The sequence below is a fragment of the Blastococcus sp. PRF04-17 genome (assembly GCF_023016265.1).
Lineage (GTDB): Bacteria > Actinomycetota > Actinomycetes > Mycobacteriales > Geodermatophilaceae > Blastococcus_B.
The window spans coordinates 2,587,077-2,605,767 of sequence record NZ_CP095412.1 but is presented as its reverse complement, the minus strand read 5'-3'; the positions used below and the strand labels follow the sequence as shown (position 1 = coordinate 2,605,767).

At 71.1% G+C, this 18,691-nt stretch carries 12 protein-coding genes and 4 pseudogenes; 5 read left to right on the top strand and 11 right to left on the bottom strand.

Annotated elements, in window-relative coordinates; all coding sequences use genetic code 11:
* Nucleotides 1-120: 120 nt before the first annotated feature.
* Together istB and MVA48_RS13220 are read left to right on the top strand one after the other, a co-directional pair.
* Nucleotides 121-756: pseudogene (gene istB, locus MVA48_RS13225) on the top strand (IS21-like element helper ATPase IstB); the annotation flags it as partial.
* A 25-nt stretch (nucleotides 757-781) separates the two neighbouring features.
* On the top strand, nucleotides 782-1,006 hold the full coding sequence (locus tag MVA48_RS13220; protein WP_246989372.1) for a hypothetical protein: 225 nt from the start codon (nucleotides 782-784) through the stop codon (nucleotides 1,004-1,006).
* Between the two features lie 861 nt (nucleotides 1,007-1,867).
* On the opposite strand, the gene MVA48_RS13215 is transcribed toward MVA48_RS13220, so the two are convergent.
* From MVA48_RS13215 to MVA48_RS13205, 3 genes are all read right to left on the bottom strand, one after another.
* Nucleotides 1,868-4,798, bottom strand: coding sequence for a UPF0182 family membrane protein (locus MVA48_RS13215; RefSeq protein ID WP_246989223.1), 2,931 nt, complete (start codon nucleotides 4,796-4,798; stop codon nucleotides 1,868-1,870).
* A 128-nt stretch (nucleotides 4,799-4,926) separates the two neighbouring features.
* Entirely contained in the window at nucleotides 4,927-6,015 is a 1,089-nt protein-coding gene (locus MVA48_RS13210) for a baeRF3 domain-containing protein (RefSeq protein ID WP_246981006.1), read from the bottom strand.
* Entirely contained in the window at nucleotides 6,012-6,437 is a 426-nt protein-coding gene (locus MVA48_RS13205; RefSeq protein ID WP_246981004.1) for a hypothetical protein, read from the bottom strand. Before MVA48_RS13205 ends, MVA48_RS13210 begins: the two co-directional genes overlap by 4 nt.
* A gap of 417 nt (nucleotides 6,438-6,854) precedes the next feature.
* Here MVA48_RS13205 and MVA48_RS24210 point away from each other — a divergent pair.
* Nucleotides 6,855-7,028: pseudogene (locus MVA48_RS24210) on the top strand (MarR family transcriptional regulator); the annotation flags it as partial.
* Between the two features lie 228 nt (nucleotides 7,029-7,256).
* On the opposite strand, the pseudogene MVA48_RS24205 reads toward MVA48_RS24210, so the two are convergent.
* The 3 genes and pseudogenes from MVA48_RS24205 to MVA48_RS13190 form a co-directional block, all read right to left on the bottom strand.
* Nucleotides 7,257-7,529, bottom strand: a pseudogene (locus tag MVA48_RS24205) (cation transporting ATPase C-terminal domain-containing protein); the annotation flags it as partial.
* A 79-nt stretch (nucleotides 7,530-7,608) separates the two neighbouring features.
* Entirely contained in the window at nucleotides 7,609-9,912 is a 2,304-nt protein-coding gene (locus MVA48_RS13195; protein ID WP_246981001.1) for a cation-translocating P-type ATPase, read from the bottom strand.
* Between the two features lie 313 nt (nucleotides 9,913-10,225).
* On the bottom strand, nucleotides 10,226-11,563 hold the full coding sequence (locus MVA48_RS13190; RefSeq protein WP_246981000.1) for an acyltransferase family protein: 1,338 nt from the start codon (nucleotides 11,561-11,563) through the stop codon (nucleotides 10,226-10,228).
* A gap of 366 nt (nucleotides 11,564-11,929) precedes the next feature.
* On the opposite strand from MVA48_RS13190, the pseudogene MVA48_RS24200 reads away from it, so the two are divergent.
* A pseudogene (locus tag MVA48_RS24200) lies at nucleotides 11,930-12,992 on the top strand (2-hydroxyacid dehydrogenase).
* Between the two features lie 31 nt (nucleotides 12,993-13,023).
* Nucleotides 13,024-14,544: an L-lactate permease gene (locus MVA48_RS13180; protein ID WP_246980999.1), complete on the top strand. Its 1,521-nt coding sequence runs from the start codon at nucleotides 13,024-13,026 to the stop codon at nucleotides 14,542-14,544.
* Between the two features lie 124 nt (nucleotides 14,545-14,668).
* On the opposite strand, the gene MVA48_RS13175 is transcribed toward MVA48_RS13180, so the two are convergent.
* The 5 genes from MVA48_RS13175 to MVA48_RS23495 all read right to left on the bottom strand — a co-directional run bounded on the left by MVA48_RS13175 (nucleotide 14,669) and on the right by MVA48_RS23495 (nucleotide 18,465).
* Nucleotides 14,669-15,751, bottom strand: a complete 1,083-nt coding sequence (locus tag MVA48_RS13175; RefSeq protein ID WP_246980998.1) for an acyltransferase family protein — start codon at nucleotides 15,749-15,751, stop codon at nucleotides 14,669-14,671.
* 104 nt (nucleotides 15,752-15,855) lie between these two features.
* Nucleotides 15,856-16,740: a bile acid:sodium symporter family protein gene (locus MVA48_RS13170; RefSeq protein WP_246980997.1), complete on the bottom strand. Its 885-nt coding sequence runs from the start codon at nucleotides 16,738-16,740 to the stop codon at nucleotides 15,856-15,858.
* Nucleotides 16,741-16,745: 5 nt separating this feature from the next.
* The gene (locus tag MVA48_RS23505) at nucleotides 16,746-17,582 is read right to left on the bottom strand and encodes an AMP-binding protein (protein WP_256461170.1); all 837 of its coding nucleotides are present in this window, start codon (nucleotides 17,580-17,582) and stop codon (nucleotides 16,746-16,748) included.
* Nucleotides 17,579-17,815 (bottom strand): AMP-binding protein, encoded by a 237-nt coding sequence (locus MVA48_RS23500; protein WP_256461071.1) that lies wholly within the window; start codon nucleotides 17,813-17,815, stop codon nucleotides 17,579-17,581. The genes MVA48_RS23505 and MVA48_RS23500 overlap by 4 nt, the downstream gene beginning before the upstream one ends.
* Nucleotides 17,782-18,465 carry an AMP-binding protein gene (locus tag MVA48_RS23495; protein WP_256461070.1) on the bottom strand — a complete coding sequence of 228 codons (684 nt, stop codon included), beginning with the start codon at nucleotides 18,463-18,465 and terminating at the stop codon, nucleotides 17,782-17,784. The genes MVA48_RS23500 and MVA48_RS23495 overlap by 34 nt, the downstream gene beginning before the upstream one ends.
* Nucleotides 18,466-18,691: the final 226 nt, after the last annotated feature.

Sequence of the window (18,691 nt, the reverse complement as noted above, 5' to 3'; positions counted from 1 at the left end):
CCACCCTCAAGCTGCACACCGCCGCCGAGCACCTGCCCGCCGTGCTCGACGCCGCCCGCACCGAAGGCCTGAGCCTGACCGCCGCCCTCGAGCGGCTGCTGGCCCCTCGAGGTCGACGCGACCGAGGCCCGCCGGCTGGCCGGCCGGCTCCGGTTCGCCTCGCTACCCAGCCCGGCCAGCCTCGACGACTTCGACTACGACGCCGCCCCAGGAGTCGACCGCGCTCTCATCCAGGAGCTGGCGACCTGCCGCTACTTACAGACCGCGACCAACGTGCTGCTCATCGGCCCACCCGGAGTCGGCAAGACCCACCTCGCCGTCGGCCTCGCCCGGGCCTCGGCGCAGGCCGGCTACCGCACCTACTTCACCACCGCCGCCGACCTGGCCGCCCGCTGCCACCGCGCCGCGATCGAGGGCCGCTGGGCCACCACCATGCGCTTCTACGCCGGCCCCACCCTGCTCGTCATCGACGAACTGGGCTACCTGCCGCTGCCCGGCGAGGCCGCCTCAGCGCTGTTCCAGGTCGTCTCCCAGCGCTACGGCAAGACCTCCATCGTGCTCACTACCAACCGCGGAGTCGCCGCCTGGGGCGAGGTCCTCGGCGACACCACCGTCGCCGCCGCCATGCTCGACCGCCTCCTGCACCGCTCCGTCGTGCTCAATCTCGACGGCGACAGCTACCGACTCCGCGACCACCACGCCCGCACCGACACCCTCCGCCGCGCCGCCACCGGCACCCGACGACCGCTAACCTGACCCCGCTCCCGGGTGGGGACTTTCGATGAGCAGACCTGGGGAGATCCGGCGAGCGCCATCAACACTGCGCGCCCGCTGGGCGCAGGCCCCCGCGGCCGCCCAGGCCCGCGGGCATGCCGGCAACCAGCGCCTGCACGCCCGCTGGACCCAGCTGGCCTCCCGGAAGAAGAAGCACACCGTGGCCTGCGTGGCCATCGCCCGCGAACTGGCCGGGTGGTGCTGGTCGCTGGCCACCCTGCCCGAGGGCTGACCGGCGATCACGTGCTCCCGCCCCGCCCACCGGTGGCACCGTCCTCGCCAGGGTCAAGGCCGAGGCCCTTCGGGTGGCCTCCGGCCAGCCTTGACCCCGGCTGCGGGCGACGCCACAGGGCAGCGACGCGGGGGCACTCGGCAAGATCACAGACCTGGCTCGAGCACAGCACCTTCGGGCAGCAGCGCGAGGGGCCCGACCGGCGATACGACTGTGAGCCACGACGATCCCCGCAGACCGTTGTGACGCTCGACCTCAGACACGCCGAAGCGCCCCCGCCGAACGCCGTACTGCGGTAACCAACCCGCGCATATCAGTCTCGACCGCGCGTCGCACCGACACGCTCACCCGACGGCCGCCGACCCCGAGCCAGCACAAGGAAAGGCGCCGCCAGAGCACCCAGCCCTGGCGGCGCCTGACCCTGCCCCTTGACACACCGACTTCACATATCAGTCGTGACAGGTTCGTCCAGCGCCTCGGTCTCCTCCTCGCCCGGCCGGCGCGTCGGGATTGGGTCTGACCGCAGGCACGTAGCTCGACCGGAGCCAGGGTGTAGCCGCAGGCCTGGAGGAACCGCATATAGCGTGCGGTATGGGCCCGTGGGCTGCGCCAGTCCGAGTCGGTCGGTGTGTCGACGACGCCTAAAAACTGACCCCCTCGCGACGGGCGGGTTCCACGCCACGGGATCAACTTTGGGCCGTCGTTGAGACGGTGAACTGCTCGTATCCGGCGAGCACCTGGGCAGCATCAGCGCTCGCTCAGCTGTGTCTTGTCCACGTCGGTGAGCCGCTGCAGGTCTGTGGCGGGATCACCGGAGAGGGGGCGGTCGATCGCCGTGACGCCGGTCGCCCACCCCCGCGGTCATGGGGCGGGGGGTGCACCGGCCGCCGCACGGTACGCGTCGACGGCAGCTCCCAGGTCTTCGAGCGCCTGCCCCAACGCCCCGAGGTCGCCTGACCGCTGGGCCTCGGCCACCCGATCCAGGGCGGTGTCGATGTCGGTCATCGCTTGGGCCAGGGGCGGATCGCCCGGCGCCCCGCCGCCGTGCGCCGGCTCGGGGGTTGGCTCTGTCGGCTGTGTAGGCGCCGGGCTGCCATCAGGCGGCCGTACGTCGGTGCCCGCCGCCGGCACACCCGCTCCCGCGCCGAACACCTGGTCCAGCGCCTCCTCCAAGGTGTCGGCGTAGCCGATCCGGTCGCCGAAGTTGACCAGCACCTTCTGCAGCAGCGGGAAACCGCCCTCGCCGGTACCCCGCACGTAGAGCGGGGTGACGTAGAGCAGTCCGGCGTCGCCGATCGGCAGGGTCAGTAGGTTGCCGAACACTGGTTCGGAGTCCTCGCTGCGGAACAGCGTCAGGTCGGGTCTGACCTGGTTGTTGGCCTCGAAGGCGTTCTGCACCTGCCCCGGCCCTCGGAACGGCGTGTTTCCGGGCAGGCGGAGCACCTGGATTTCGCCGTACGTATCGGGATCGCTCGAAGCTGAGATGAACGCTGACAGGTTCTCCCGCTGGAAGGCGTTCAGCGCGCTGGTCAGCTGGAACGTCGCCTCGTCGTCCCCCGGCCGCTGGGCCAGGATGTAATACGGCGGCTGGTCCTGGTCGGTGTCCTGGGTCGGGTCGTCGGGGATCTGCCAGCGGTTGTTGGCGTTGTAGAAGTCGACCGGGTCGTCGACGTGGTACCGGGTGAGGATCTCCCGTTGCACCTTGAACAGGTCCTGCGGGTACCGGAAGTGGTTCTGCAGTTCGTCGTCGATCGCGCTTCTCGGCTCGATGACGCCCGGGAAGGCCTTCATGTAGGTCTGCAGGACCGGGTCCTCGGTGTCCCACTGATAGAGGGTCACGGTGCCGTCGTAGGCGTCGACGGTGGCCTTCACCGAGTTGCGGATGTAGTTCACCGTCTCGTTCGGCAGTGCTGTCGTTCCGGTGCCGGTCAGCGCGTCGGCCGCCGCCAGGCCGAGCTGCATCTGTTCGGAGTACGGGAACGAGTCCGACGTGGTGTAACCGTCGAGCATCCAGATGATGCGACCGTCGATCACCGCCGGGTACGGGTCGCCGTCTACCTCGAGGAACGGCGCGGCCTTCTCCACCCGCTCGCGAGGGTCACGCACGTAGAGGACCTTCGACTCCTCGTTGACGGCGTCTGAGAGCAGGAAGTTGTGCTCCTGGTAGTGGATGGCGAAGGTCAGCTGCCGGAAGAGGCTGCCGATCTCGACGCCGCCCTCGCCGTCGTAGGTGTTGTTGATCTGGCCGCCTTCTGCGCTGGCGCCTTCGGGCAGGTCGAACTCGCGCGGCTCGGCGCCTTCGGGGGCCCCGACGACGGAGTAGTCCTGGATCAGCTCGCCGTAGTAGATGCGCGACTGTTCGACCTCGATGACACCGCGGACGGGCAGGTCTCCCGTGGTGAAGTTCGGCTCCCCGCCCTCCGTGCCGGCGACGACCTGGTTGGCCGGCGCGGCGACGAAGCCGTTGCCGTGGGTGTAGACGGTGTGCCGGTTGATCCACGTGCCCTGGCTCTCCGACAGGCCCGCGCTGTCGAGCTCGCGGACGGCGACGACGTAGTCGCGGGTCTGCCCGTCGATCGTGTAGCGGTCGATGTCGAGCTTCTCGGGGAAGCCGTAGACGTTGCGGATCTGCTGGCGCGCGGTGAAGGTGTCGGTCAGGACGTTGGGGTCGAGCAGCCGGGCGTTGGGGATCGTCTCGGTGTCGTCGCGCAACTCGGCGAGCGCTGCCCGGGTGTCGACCTCCTCGCCGGTGGCCTGCTGGGCGTAGTTCACGTAGGCGATGTCGTCGAGGCCGTAGGCGTCCCGGGTCGCGGCGATCGCCCGCTCGATGAAGGGGGCCTCCCGCTGGTCGGCGCTGGGCCGGACGACGAACTGCTGCACGATCGCCGGGTAGGCCACGCCGATGATGAGGCTGGAGATGAGCAGGAGCACCAGCGCCGCGGCCGGCAGCAGGAAGTTGCGGAAGAAGAGGTTGGCGAAGAAGGCCAGCGCGCAGACCGCGGCGACGAACACCAGGATCGTCTTGGGCACCAGCAACGCGTTGACGTCGGTGTAGCTCGCGCCGGTGAAGACCTCGCCGCGGTCGGAGAAGACCAGCCCGTAGCGGTCCAGCCAGTAGGCGACCGCTTTCAGCGCCACGAACAGTCCGAGCAGCACTGACAGCTGCACGCCCGCCGCCGATGTCAGTTTCTGCCCCGGGGTCAGCAGGCGCAGGCCGCCGAAGACGTAGTGGGTGAGCAACGAGCCGACCAACGCCAGCAGCAGGATCGCGAAGCCGAAGCCCAGGACCAGCCGGTAGAAGGGGTAGTCGAAGACGAAGAACGAGATGTCGATGCCGAACTCGGCGTCGGTCCGCCCGAAGTCGGTGCTGTTGCGGTAGGTCAGCCAGGTCTGCCAGCTGCCCTGTGCGGTGAAGCCGGCGAACAGGCCGAGGACGACGGCGACGGCGGTGAGCACCAGCCCGCGGCGGGGCTCGAGTGACTGGCGGTAGCGCTCGAGGTTCTGCTGCTCCAGCGACATGGGCCGGAACATCGGCCGGAACCGGTAGGCCAGCCAGATCGACGCCGCGACCACGCCGCCCATCGCGACGCCGGCCACGGCGAACAGCAGCACCCGGGTCTGCAGCTCGGTCCAGAACACGTCGGTGAAGCCGGTCTCCTCGAACCACAGGTAGTCCACGTAGACGTTGGTCAGCGTGCCGATGGCAGTGAAGAGGACGAGCAGGACGCCGACGGCGCCGAGGATCAGCTTCGCCCGCCGCGACAGGGTCGGTACCGAGACGGGGGTCCGCATGGCCACGAGCGCTCTCCTTCTGTTGCACCGAGGTCACGACAAGAGCCGTGGCCAAGTCCGGTCGGACCGGACGCCCGCGGCGCGCTTCGGTCTCCGAGCACGACGCCCAGCGCGCGGGCCGGCCCTTCTCAGCGGAGGGTCAGCACGACTCGCTCGTGTTCGCTGAGGCGGCCGTCGGCGACGAAGGCGACCCACCCGCCGCGCTGGATGACGAGTTCGATGAGCTCGTCGACGGCGTCATCGATGACCTCGGGGTGATCGACGTCGCCGGCGGGGAAGAGAAAGTCGCCGTCGTCGCTGATGCGGGCGGGGTAGACGAGGCTTTCCTCGACGGCGAGCATTTCGGGCCGTTCGGCGCGTGCGGCCAGCCAGGCTGATGGGATGCCGTCGACGACCTTGTTGCGGGACCGGCGTTGGTCGATGAGCTGCATTGCCTCGTCTTGCCGCGACAGCAGGTAGCGCTCGAGTACCAGCCGGATGCGGGGTACGAGGTCGGTCAGCGGGGCCTGGGTGAGGCTGCCGGTGACCGTGCCGGCCAGCCGGGCGGTGTTGCGGGAGATGCGCTCGAACTCGGCCAGCGTGCGTTCGGTGCCGACCAGGACCAGGGGAGCCGGGTGCAGTCGCAGGTAGGTGGCCAGCGCCCGGTCCACCTGTCGCAGGAAGACCTCGATCCCTGGTGCGCTGCGTCGCGCGGGGGTTGGCAGCGCGAGGATGGGGAAGCCGGATCGCGGCGGTGCGGAGAGTCGGTCACCAGAGCCGTCGAGCAGTCGAGCCTCGCGCTCGGTCAGTAGCAGGATGACGTGGCGGGGGGTGCGGTGCAGTCCGCGGACGAGGTCCCGGGTGGCGAAGGTCGGGTCGATCACGACCCGGTCTGTCACCGGGACGGGGAGCCGCACGATCTCTTGCATGTGGGCGTTGACGAAGATGCCGATCGCCCGCCCGGTAGGTCCGGCCAGGGCTCGGGACACCGTGGAGTCGAGCGCGCGTAGCACCCCGTCGCAGTGTTCGGAGGACTCGGCTCTCAACCGTTCCGTGGCTTCGGCAGCCAGCCCGGAGACGGTGCGCGCGTCGGTCCCCGACATGCGCCGGGCCGGTGTCGTGGACGCCAGCAGCGACACTGAGGGATAGCTGCGGACCGACTGGAGCATCACCACGGCGTCGGGGGAGGGGCCGGCGGGTCCCTGCGCCGGGCGGGACGGACGCGAGACGATCGTCATGCCGCCCACGTCCCCAGCGGCTGTGCGTTGTATCGACGAGCCAGGCGCTTGACTGCGCGTTCGAGGACCTGCTCGCGGCGTCGGCCGCGGAGCCCGGCCAGGAGGTGGACGCTGATTACCGGCTTGCCACTCATCTTGGCGGTCTTCGCCAGAATGAGTTGGAGGAGATCCGTGATCTGCCGGTCGGACTCCGCGCCCAGCAGCGCGATGAGGCGGGCGTTCATGATCCAGGGCGGGCGTGGGCGTAAGACGGCGACGCACAGCTGACGGCTCTCCTTCGTCGCCAGTGCGATCGCGGCCGGAAGCGTGATGTGGACGTCGTCCCGATCGAGGATGACGGCCAGGACGCGCGGCGCCCGCTCGGCGGGGGATGTTGCGGTGGCTGGTCCAAGGAGGGTGCGCGGGATGAGGTGGAGGGGCACGGGGAGCTCCAGGAGCGTGTCGGCGAGGTCTTTCCCGGTTCGAAGGAACCGGCCGCGGCCCGGGCCTGGCGGCCGGGACTGTCGGGCAGCGGCACCGCGGATGCGGCGGGTACTCCCCTCGTACGAATGACGTTACCCGAAAAATTCTTCGCTCACAAGGCGAGTTCCTGTGTGAGGAGAAGGCGCAACTTCCCGCGCGCGGCGCGGGGAGTGCTGGAGGCGCGGAGGCATGTGCGGTGAGGTGCTACCGCCCTCGGATTTGCGGCCGCCCACCCTGGCCCGCATCGCCGTCGCTGTCGCCGGCCGCCTGGGTGCGTCTACCGTCGGTCGCGCGGCCATCGTCACCGGCGTTCCGTTGCCCCTCGGTAGAGGGATGCTTACGGTGACTAGATTGTCCATTCGGGTAGTGTGCTTCGCATGACGTCGTCTCCAACGGGATGGACTTTCCTGTCCAATCACGGGCATGTCCTGGTCGCTCTGGCCATCGATCCGGACGCGCGGATGCGCGACATCGCTGAACACGTCGGTATCACCGAGCGAGCGGTGCAGATGATCGTCAAGGACCTGGAGGAGGGTGGCTACGTCATCCGCGAGCGGGTGGGGCGGCGCAATCGCTACACCGTGGTGGGCCAGAGCCGCTTTCGCCACCCGCTGGAGGAGCACGTTCGGGTGGGTGACTTCCTGGCGCTCGTCAACTGGGCCGCGTCGCGGGGGCGGCGCCAGCCCGTCGCGCCGGCGCGTCCTGGCCCCCGGCCCCGCGGCCTTGATCAGCTCCTCCAGTACGAGAACGGAGGAGGCCACGGCTGCGCAGATCAGCCACTGGGTCGCCGTCAGCGCCGTGGTGTCGAACAGGCGTTGCAGCACCGGTACGTGGACCACGAGGACCTGAAGGACGACCACCACGCCGAAGGACGTCCACAGCCAGCGGTTGGTGAACAGGTGCCGGGTGAAGACCGTCTCGCGCTCGGCTCGCGCGTTGAGCGCGTTGAAGAACTGGAACAGCACGAAGGTGGTGAACGCCATCGTGGCGGCCACCGCCGCACCGAAGGCGCCGTCGGCCAGGGCGAGCACCGATAGGGTGCCGGTCGCCATGACCGCGCCGCCCGGAACATGCGCACTAGTCGGGTCCGGTTGAGGATCCGCTCGGTGGATCTGCGTGGTGGCTCGTCCATCAGTCCCGGCCGGGCGGGGTCGACTCCGAGGGCCATGGCGGGGGGCCGTCCATGATGATGTTGACCCACAGCACCTGGAGGGCGGTGAGCGGTGCCGCCAGTCCGGCCACGGTCGCGCCGAGAAAGGACAGGATGGCGCCGATGTTGGTCGACAGTTGGAAGCGCACGAACTTGACCACGTTGTCGTAGATCGATCGGCCTTCGCGGACCGAGGCGACGATGGTGGTGAAGTCGTCGTCGGTGAGGATCATGTCCCCGGCTTCCTTGGTCACCTCCGTGCCGGTGATGCCCATGGCCACGCCCATGTGGGCCGAGCGCAGCGCCGCCGCGTCGTTGACCCCGTCGCCGGTCATCGCCGCGACGTGCCCGCGCGCGGTGAGGGCGGCGACGATGGCGACCTTGTGTTCGGGGGCGACGCGGGCGAAGACGCCGATGTCCTCGACCCGCTTCGACAACTCCTCCGGGGCCATCCGGTCCAGCTCGGCGCCGGTGACGACGGCGCCGCCGATGCCGAGCTCCCGGGCGATCGCGGCGGCGGTGTCACGGTGGTCGCCGGTGATCATCTTGACCGACACCCCGGCTCGAGAGGCGAGGGCGATGGCGTCCTTGACCTGGGGGCGCGGTGGGTCGGCGATGCCGACCAGCCCGAGCAGGGTCAATCCCGTCAGCCGTTCTGCGAGCGCACTGGCAGCCGCCGGGTCCCCGCTGGCGGGTAGGTCGTCCACGAGCGTGGTTGCGGCGGCAAGGACTCGCAGGCCCCGGGAGGCGAGCGCGGAGATGTCGTCGGCCAGCCGCTCTCGCTCGCCGGCGTCGAGCTCGCGCACCCCTTCGGCGGTCAGCACCGTCGTGCTGCGGGTGAGCAGCACGTCCGGCGCGCCCTTGAGGTACACGCGGGCCCGGCCTCCCTCGTTGTGCACGGTGGCCATGAACTTGCGGGCGCTGTCGAACGGCAGCTCGGCGATCCGCGGATGCGCGGCGCGGAGGGTGAGGGCCGAGAGGCCGCTCTTCGCCGCTGCGACGACCAGCGCTCCCTCGGTGGGGTCGCCCACGATGCCTGGGCGGTCGGTACCCGGCGAGAGCGTGGCGTCGCTGCAGAGTACGAGGGGCGCCAGCAGTATGTGGACATCCTCGGCCGGCTGGCCGGTCGCCTCATCGACGAGGGCTCCCCGGGGGGCGTATCCCTCGCCGTCGATGCGGACCCGGCGCCCGGCGAAGGACAGCGCCCGGGCGGTCATCTGGTTGAGGGTCAGCGTGCCGGTCTTGTCGCTGCAGATGACCGTCGCCGAGCCCAGGGTCTCCACCGAGGCCAGCCGCTTGACAATGGCGCCCCGGCGGGCCATCCGGGCGACGCCGAGAGCAAGGGTGAGTGCCAGGACGGCGGGCAGCCCCTCGGGCACCGTGGCCACGGCGAGAGCGACCGCGGAGAGCGCCAGCTCGCCCAGCGACTCGCCGCGGAGCAGGGCGATGGTCGCATAGACGCCGATGGCGATGCCGCCGATGAGGGCGATGCGCTTGCCCACCGAGTCCAGCTGGACCTGCAGCGGGCTCTTGGGCTCCTCGCCGCTCCTCAGCAACTCTGCGATGGCGCCCACCGCGGTCCGCATGCCGGTGGCGGTCACCAGAAGTTCGGCACGGCCACGCGTGAGTGCGGTGTTCATGTGGCCCATGCCGGTCCGGTCGGCCAGCGGGACCTGCTCGCCCGGGGCGGCGCCGACCGGGGTGGTGTCCTTGGCCACCGGCTGGGACTCCCCGGTCAGCGCGGACTCGTCGACCTCCACCGACTCGGCCACCAGAAAGCGGCCGTCGGCCGGAATGTGGTCGCCGGCCTCGAGCAGGACGACATCACCGGGCACCAGTTCGGCGGCCTCAACGATGCGGGGTGTTCCGTCCCGGCGGACCCGGGCCGTGGCCACCAGCATGTCGCGCAGTGCCTCCAGACTGCGCTCGGCCTTGTTCTCCTGGACGAAGCCGATCGTCGCGTTGATCAACAGGACGACGAGGATGACGATCGTGTCCTTGAGGTCGCCGACCAGACCGGCAAGGACCGCCGCGCCGAGCAGGATGAGGATCAGCAGGCTGCGAAACTGATCCAGGAAGCGCAGCAACGCCGGCCGTCGCGGCTTCTCCGGCAGGCGGTTCTCCCCGACCATGCCCCGGCGTCGAAGGACCTCGCCCTCGTCCAGTCCTCGCGTCGGGTCGACGCTCAGGGCGTCGGCCACCACGGCGGCCGGTTGCAGATGCGGGTCCTGCAGCTGGGCGGCATCCGCGGTAACAGTCGCGGCGGGTGGCGGCGCCTGTGTCATCGAGCAACCTCTCGGTCATCGGCGGACCCGGCGACGGGCGATCGGGGGCCTGGAACGGGGACGGGAGCCTCGACCGTCCCGGGCACCGACCGGGCCGGTGTGCCGGCCCGCGTCGCGCTCCGCCTGCGTGCGGTCCTGCCGGCGATCCCGCGGGGAGCCCACGACCGCGTCCGGGGGTGCACCCGCAGCGCGAACGCCGCGCACCACACCGCCAGTGCCAGCCAGGGGAGCAGATCCGACATCGGGGTTCCCCCTTCCCGTCCGCTTGCCGGTCAGGTCAAGCGGCTACGGAACTAGACTACCGCATGAGCAATCACGAAACAAGTTTCGCATCTTTCTTCGGTCGGGAGGCCCGCGCCACAAGCGCCAGACCGGAGCCGTACAGGACCGCAGTCGTGGCGAGCGTGATCGGCCGAGAGACGTGGTCGACGCCGGACGCCGTGAGTAGTGCCAGTCCGGCGCAGATCGCCGCGACGCCGAGCGCTGCACTGGCCACACGCAGGGGTGTCGCCGGGGCCGCTGCCGCCGGGGGGCGCCGGCCGGGCCGCTCGACGCGGCCGAGAGCCAGGACCAGGACGAGGAGGACGCCCGCGCATGCCAGCACCCATACCGGGCGCAGCGCGAACCAGTCGGCCGTCAGCGGCTCCGGGGCGGCGAGGATGCCACTGAGGTGTAGTGCCGGCGCGGCAACCAGGATCGGCACCATGTGCCACAGGTACAGCGTCAGCACCGTGGCGTTCACCGCTGCCGTCGCCGTCCACACCGAGCGGCGGTGTGTCAACCTGGCCAGTGAGCCTCTGACCAGCAGGACCGCTCCGGCCTGGGCGACTCCGTAGGCCAGCAGTGCCAGCGAGGGAGGGGCGGTGTTCTGGAATGCCGCCCCGGGGACGCCCACCATGGACAGCGGGTAGGGCCCCAGCGCGACCAGTCCCGCCGCCAGCAGTACGCCGCCTCCAAACAGCGCGGCCGGCATCCAGCGGTGAGCCAGCAGGGGGCCCGCACGCCAGGTCACCCCGAGGGTGTACAGGCACATCCACACCAGGAGGAAGTTGACGGCGCCCGCCCAGGCCACACCGGTGGCCAGGCGAAGGACATCGACCGCCAACACGGCGGTACCGAGCGCGAGGGGTGCCCCGAGGCCCCACCGGTCCGCTGCCGCGACCAGTAGAGGGGTCGCGGCCACGACGGCCACGTAGACGGCCAGGAACCACAGCGGGATGGCCGCCACCCAGGCGGCCGTGGCAACGAGCTCGTCGTCGAGCACCAACCGACCGAGGCCGGTGCCGGCCACCAGGGCGGCCAGGAACACCGTCGTCGGTCGCAGCAGGCGGCGCATCCGGTCCGCCAACCAGCCCAGCGGAGGGCGCCCGCGGTCACGGGCGGACTGCCAGGACGCCATGCCCGCGTAGCCCCCCACGAGGAAGAACAGCGGCATGACCTGCACCAGCCAGGAGAGCCATTCGGCGGGCGGCCACAGGCCCAGCGCATTGGAGCCGGTGAGCTCACCGTCTCGCACGACAACGACGACCGCCAGCCAGTGCCCGATGACCACCGTGAGGATGGCGATCGCTCGCAGCAGGTCGACGACGCGGTCCCGGCTGTCGGGTGTGCGCTCGGCGATCGTCCGGATCGACGGGCGGGTGGTGTCCACTGGAAGGCCCTCCTCCGGAGCGCCGGACGGCGCTCGATGAGTAGGGTGGTCCGGTCGCCGTTGTGCGGGTAGCGGCCGGCGGGCTGGCGGAGCCACCGTGCGGGCTGCTTTCGACTCCAGGAACCACATTAGCGAAAACTTCTTCGCCGGTCCAATGGCGTGGTGTGCGGCCGCCCGTCGCCTCGGAGGCGGAAGGACCGGGACCGCAACCGGCGGATCCTAGGACCGGGCCACTCGTTGTGATCGGACAGAAGGTAAGTCGGTTGACGTCCTCGGGCGCCCTGCGAGGGCGGAGGGGCCGCGAGCGGTCTTGGAGTACTCCAGCCAGCTGGCCAGGGGACTGCATGTGGTCGTCGGTGTCGAGCCATGCGCGGGCCCAGCTCACTGCGCCGGTCGATGCGGCCACGGTCGTGCGCCGATACGGTGCCGGCCATGCGTGTCGCCGTCTTCAGTGCCAAGCCCTATGACGTCGAGTCGCTGACCGCCGCCAACGCCGACCACGGGCAGCAGCTGGTCTTCCTGGAGCCCCGGCTGTCACCGGCGACGGCGCCGCTGGCGGCCGGGTGCGAGGCCGTCTGCGCGTTCGTGAACGACGACCTCAGCGCGGCCGTGCTGGAGTCGTTGCACGAGTCGGGAGTGCGTCTGCTGGCCCTGCGGTCGGCCGGCTTCAACCACGTCGACCTGGCCACCGCGGTACGCCTTGGCCTGACCGTCGCCCGGGTGCCGGGCTACTCGCCGCACGCCGTCGCCGAGCACGCGGTCGGTCTCGTATTGACCCTCAACCGCAAGATCCACCGGGCGTACAACCGCGTGCGTGAGAACAACTTCGCGCTGACCGGCCTGCTGGGCTTTGACCTGAACACCCGGACGGTCGGGATCGTGGGCACCGGGCAGATCGGCACGGTCTTCGCCCGGATCATGCTCGGTTTCGGGTGCCGGGTGATCGCCTCCGACCCGGTGCCGGACGAGGAGTGCGCCCGGCGGGGCGTCGAGTACGTGGACCTGCCGCGGCTGTTCGCCGAGTCCCACGTCGTGTCCCTGCACTGCCCGCTGACCGCCGACACGTTCCACCTCGTCGACTGAGGCGCTGGCCCGGATGCGCGACGGCGTCATGATCGTGAACACCAGCCGCGGCGCACTCGTGGACACCGCCGCGGTGATCGCCGGGCTCAAGACGGGGAAGATCGGGCACCTCGGGCTGGACGTCTACGAGGAGGAGGCCGACCTGTTCTTCGAGGACCTCTCCGACCGGGTCGTCCGCGACGACGTCTTCGCCCGACTGCTCACCTTCCCCAACGTGGTGATCACCGGGCACCAGGCATTCTTCACCGCCGAGGCGCTGATCAACATCGCGTCCACCACGATCGAGAACGTCACCGCGTTCGAGCGCGGCGGGCCGCTGCACCGGGTCCTGCCCCCCGCGTCCTGACCGGTCCCGCGGCGGGATCGGGGACTACGTAGTGCGGGCAGTGCTCGCGGTCGCGCCCATCGTCGCCGTGCTCACCCTCATGGTCGGCCTACGCTGGTCGGCGGCCCGGTCCGGACTGCTGGCCGCCGTCGGCACGCTGGCCCTGGCCCTGCTGGCCTTCGGCTTCGGCGGGCCGGGGAGGCCCTACACACCGGCGCTCGGCACCGTGGGGCTGCTGGCCGAGGCCGGGTTCCTGACGCTGACCGTGGTCGCGATCATCGGGCCGGCCCTCGCCATCCACCACCTGCAGCAGTGCACGGGCGCGACCGATGCCCTGCGGGCCGGCCTGGGACGGCTGACCCCCGACCCGCGGATCGCAGCGTTGCTCCTGGCCTGGTTCTTTCCGCTGTTCCTGGAAGGGGCCGCCGGCTTCGGCACACCGGTCGCCCTGGCCGCCCCCTTCCTCGTCGCCGCCGGCTTCCGCCCACTGTTGGCGGTGACCGCGGCGCTCATCGGCCACGCCGCGGGGGTCTCCTTCGGGGCGCTCGGCACCCCGGTGGTGGCGCAGGTCGCCGCAACCGGGTTCAGCGGTGCGGAGCTGGCGCGCGCCACCGCGCCGTACCACGCCCTGCTCGGCTGGGTGCTGGCCGCCGCCGTCGTACTCGTCATCGGTCGGGCGGTGCCCGGTCGACCGGCCCCGTGGGCGTGGGGTGCCCTGGCCGCCGCCGCATTCCTCGTGCCGTACGGGCTCATCGGCTGGTTCGTCGGCCCGGAGCTGCCGACCATCGGAGCGGCGCTGCTGGGCGGCCTGGTGTTCGTCGCGGTGGTCCGGATGGCCCGTGCCGGTGGCGCCGGGCACGGGGAGTCCCAGCAACCGGTGCAGGCGCCGCCGGCGATGAGCCCGCTGCGCGCGGCCGCTCCCTATCTCGCGCTGGTCGCCGTCGTGCTGATCACCCGGCTGGTGCCGCCCGTGCGCGACGTGCTGGTCGGTGTCATCGTCGATTGGGAGCTCTTTGGCGCCTTCACCGGTAGCGTCCGGCCGCTGTACCACCCGGGCCTGCTGCTGCCGATGGCCTTCGCCATCGGCGCCCTTGCGCAGGGTGCGTCGGGTGCCGACGTCCGCCGGGCGGTCGGGAACACCAACCGGATGCTGCTGCCCGTGGTCGTCGCGTTGATGGCGATGGTGACCATCGCGCGAACGATGTCGCAGTCGGGAATGACGGATGAACTGGCCGTAACCGCGGCCGGTGTCGGCGCTGGCTGGCCGTTGCTGGCGCCGGCGGTGGGCGCGCTGGGCACCTTCGTGACCGGCTCGGCGACCGCCTCCAACATCCTGTTCACCGACTTCCAGCAGGCCACCGCGGAGGCGCAGGGGCGCCCCGTGCTTCCGCTGCTGGGCGCGCAGGGCTTCGGAGCGGCGGTCGGCAACATCATCTGCCCACACAACGTGGTGGCCGCGGCGGCGACGGTCGGCTTGAGCCGCCAGGAGGGCGAGGTGCTGCGCCGGACGTTGCCCCTCACAGTCGGCTACGTGGCCCTCGGCGGTGTGCTCGCCTGGTGGTTCACCCGCTGATCCGGTGAGAGCGGCGACGTCAGGCAACCGCCACCGCGTTCCGGAGGTTCCCCCAGGATTCAGGCGCCACGTCGCCGTCAGCACCAGCTGTCGTCCCGCCAGGCTGGGCCGGGCACCGACAACGTCACCGGTCCTGCCGATGGGGACGGCGCGCCGCGATCTCGACCCGGCCGAAGGCGGCCACGAGGGCCGCGAGAACGATCGCCGGCGCGAGCAGCCACAACCACCGCTGCCCCCACCATTCGCCGGTGGGGTGCGACAGCAGGGTGTGACCGAGGCCCTCGTAGGCGAGCACGACGACGAGCAGGGCGGTCATGTGCCAGAGGAACACCGTGATGGCCACGAGGTTGACCGCGACGACGAGCTTCCACACGGCTGCGCGGCGCAGCAGCCTGCTCGCAGCCGGCGCGATCAGCCCCAGCAGGCCGAGCTGGAACACGGCGAGCGCCGCGATCGCGGCGTTCGTCGGGAACATGTTCGAGTCGGGCTCGCCGACCGTCGCCACCATCGGTCGGGGGTAGCCGGCGATCATCGTCAGCGCGACCAGGGCCAGCAGGCCCACCGCGGCGACCCCCAGCCGCTGTCCTGGCGGGCGGGCGCCGACCCGGTGGGTGCGCCACACGTAGCCCAGCTGGTGGCAGAACAGCCACACAGCCGCTGTGGTCACCCAGGCGGCCCAGGCGACGTCCGCAGCGCGGTGCAGGACGTCACCCACGGCGATCAGGCCGGCCAGCCCGACCAGCGCACCCACGCCGAAGCGTGCGTGCACCCTCGCGGTGACCGGCACGGCGGCGATCAGCAATCCGTACACGCCGAGGAACCACAGCGGCACCAGGAAGCCGGGGAACCATTCCCACACCCAGCGGTGTGGGCCGGGCAGCAGTGCCGCGACCAGTTCCGCCGCCAGCCACACCGCCGCCCAGAGGAGGGTGGGGACCAGCAGCCGGCGCAGCCGGACGCCGACGAAGGCTGCGCCCGAGCCTCCGGACGCCTGCACGCGCTGCCAGCCGGCGAGGTTGGCGTAGCCGCCGACCAGGAAGAAGACGGGCATGATCTGCAGCACCCAGGTGGCCAACCAGCCGCCGGGAACGGCATCGATGGGATTGGGCATCGCCAGGCTGCCGTCGGCGGTGCGGTGGATGACCGAGAGCGTCCAGTGCCACACGGTGACGACGACGATGCTGAACGCCCGCGCGGCGTCCACCATGCGGTCACGTGTGTCCGGGGTGGTGCCGGCCAGCAGGTCCAGCTGCCCCGGGGACGCGGATGGATGGGATGGCCCGCGCCTCTCGAGGACTCGGCGAAGGCCGATCACAGCAGCTCCGGGATCTTCTGCTGGCCGCGGTCGTGTGCCCGGCGGAAGCCGATGGTCACGAGCGTCGCGGTGATCACCACGAACAACGAGTAGAGCGCCGGCAGGAGGAGCACCTCCTGCTCCACGGCGCCGGTGAACGACAGCAGCACGATGGTGATCGCCAGCGGCCCGTTGACGATGCCGATCTCGAGGGCCAGCGTGCGCCGGTCGGGCACCCGCATGCGCAGCAGCTTCGCGTAGCCGTAAGCGGCGGCCATGCCCAGCAGCGGCAGGCCGATCGCGCCGGCGTAGACCTGCCACGGCGACTCGGCCAGCAGCTGCCAGTTGCGCGGCACCCAGGTGACCAGCAGCAGCACGATGAACACGACACCGAGCACACTGCCGACCAGCTCGAGGGTCGCCCCGACGTTGGCGGTGCGGCGGCGGACCCACAGGCCCAGCAGCACCGGCAGCACGAGCAGAGCCAGGCTGGCCACGACGTTGCCCGTCGGCACCTGGATGTCCTCGGCCAGCGCGCCGCCGTAGAGCAGCAGCGCCAGCGGGGTGAGCACGACAGCGGTCAGCGTGGTGGCGATCGTGACGACCACGCTGAGCGCCAGGTTGGCCTTGGCAAAGTACGTGTAGAGGTTCGACGTCGTCCCGCCGGGCATGCAGCCGACGATGAGCAGGCCGATCGCCTGCGCCGGTGAGAGGTCCAGCAGCCACGCCAGGGAGAAGGCGGTCAGCGGCATGATCGAGAACTGGCCCACCACCGCCAGCACCAGGTACCGGGGGCGGCGCACCTCGTCGCCGAGGTCGCGAAAGGTCATCGCCGCGCCCATGCCGAGCATGACCACCGCCAGGATGGCGGTGAGCATCGCCTGCTCGAACGGCCCGACCATCGCCGTCAGCCTCCGGCCCGCATGGCGGGTACCGACACGGCGGCCTGGGCCGCCCGTACGTCCTTGCGCAGGACCTTGCCGATCGGCGACTTGGGCAGGTCGTCGGCGAACACCACCTCGCGGGGCACCTTGTACGCGGCCAGCCGCTCGGCCGCCCACGCACGGACCTGCGCCGGCGTCAGCGTCGGATCGGTGCGGACGACGACCGCGCGCACCCGCTCCCCGGACGCACCGGCCGGCACGCCGACGACCGCGGCCTCACGGATGCCGGGATGCGCGGTGAGCGCCTCCTCCACCTCCGTGGGATAGACGTTGAAACCGCTGACCAGGATCAGGTCCTTCTTCCGGTCCACGAGGCGCACGTAGCCGTCGCCGTCGATGACCGCCACGTCGCCGGTGCGCAGCTCACCGTTCCGCAGCGCCGCGGCGGTCTCCTCCGGTCGGCGCCAGTAGCCGGCCATCACCTGCGGGCCGCGCGCGCACAGCTCCCCGAACTCACCCTCCGGGACCGTCCGCCCGGAGTCGTCGGCGCAGCGCAGCACCGTGCCCGGGACGGGCACACCCACCGTGCCCGGCTTCGCGCGCCCGTCGAGCGGGTTGAAGGTCAGCACCGGGGAGGCCTCGGTGAGCCCGTAGCCCTCGACCACCGGGACGCCGGTCACCTCCTCCCACCGCTGCGCCACCGTGGCGTGCAGGGCCATGCCGCCGGCGACCGCGGCCCGCAGCGACGCCGGCGGGTGGTCGACGAACCACCGCTCCCGGCACAGGCCGTCGAAGAGAGTGTTCACCCCGGTGATCCAGGTGACCGGGTGGTTCTCCAGCGCCCGTTTGAGATTGCTCAGCGGCCGGGGGAGGGGATGAGCACGTTGTGCGCACCGCGGCGGTAGAACCCCAGCAGGTTCACCGTGAACGCGAAGACGTGATAGAGCGGCAGCGCGGTCAGCACCCGCTCCCGGCCGGGGCGCACCGCGTCCCCGACGAACCCGAGCATCTGCTCGCAGTTGGCCAGCAGGTTGCCGTGGCTGAGCATGGCGCCCTTGCTCACCCCGGTGGTGCCGCCGGTGTACTGCAGCACGGCGAGGTCGTCGGGGCGCAGGTCCCGCCAGTACCGACGGGTGTTGCCGTCGACCAGCCGCGCCGAGCCCCGGCGGAGTGCCTCCTCCAGCGGCGTGGCGGCGTAGGGCACCGCGGGCAGCGCGCGCTGCCAGTAGCGCTGTACGAGCCGGACGATCCCGGCGACGTAGCCGGGAAAGAACTCCGGAACGCACACGAGCACCACCGGGGGTTGCCCAGCGCGGGCAGCGCCGGGGTCAACCGGTCGGCGAACATGTCCACGACGACGACGGCGGCGACCTCGGCGTCGGCGTACTGCCGCTGCAGCTCCGGCGTGGTGTACAGGGGGTTGGTGTTCACCAGCACGCAACCGGCCTTGAGGACGCCGAAGGCCACGACCGGATACGCCAGGCAGTTGGGCATCTGCACCGCCACCCGGTCACCCGCCGCCAGGCCGAGCTCCTCGCGGAGGTAGGCGGCGAACTCGTCGGCGGCCCAGTCGACATCGGCGAAGGAGAGGCTGCCGTTCATGCCGTTGGGCAGGCAGGTGGTGAACGCCGTCGCGCCGGCGTACTCGGCGACGGTCGCGGCCAGCATCTCGGGGAGGTTGGCGAAGCGCGCCTCGGGCGACCGTGCGGGCCCGGCCGAGATCGGGTCGGACGACGATTGCACGGTCGGGGAGCCGGTCCGTTGCGAGAGCCTGTCCATGGCGATCCCTCCGATCGGGTCGTGGTCGCCGGTGGTGCTCCTCCCTCGACGGGCAGTGCAGCTGTCCGACGAGTGCCATCGGTGGGACCGGGGCGGGCGCCGTGCTCCGGCCTGCAAGGCGGGACGTCGGACGGGGCCATCGGGCGGAGTGACGTCTGTTCGCGAGTCGCCACCTTGCGAAGAACACTAC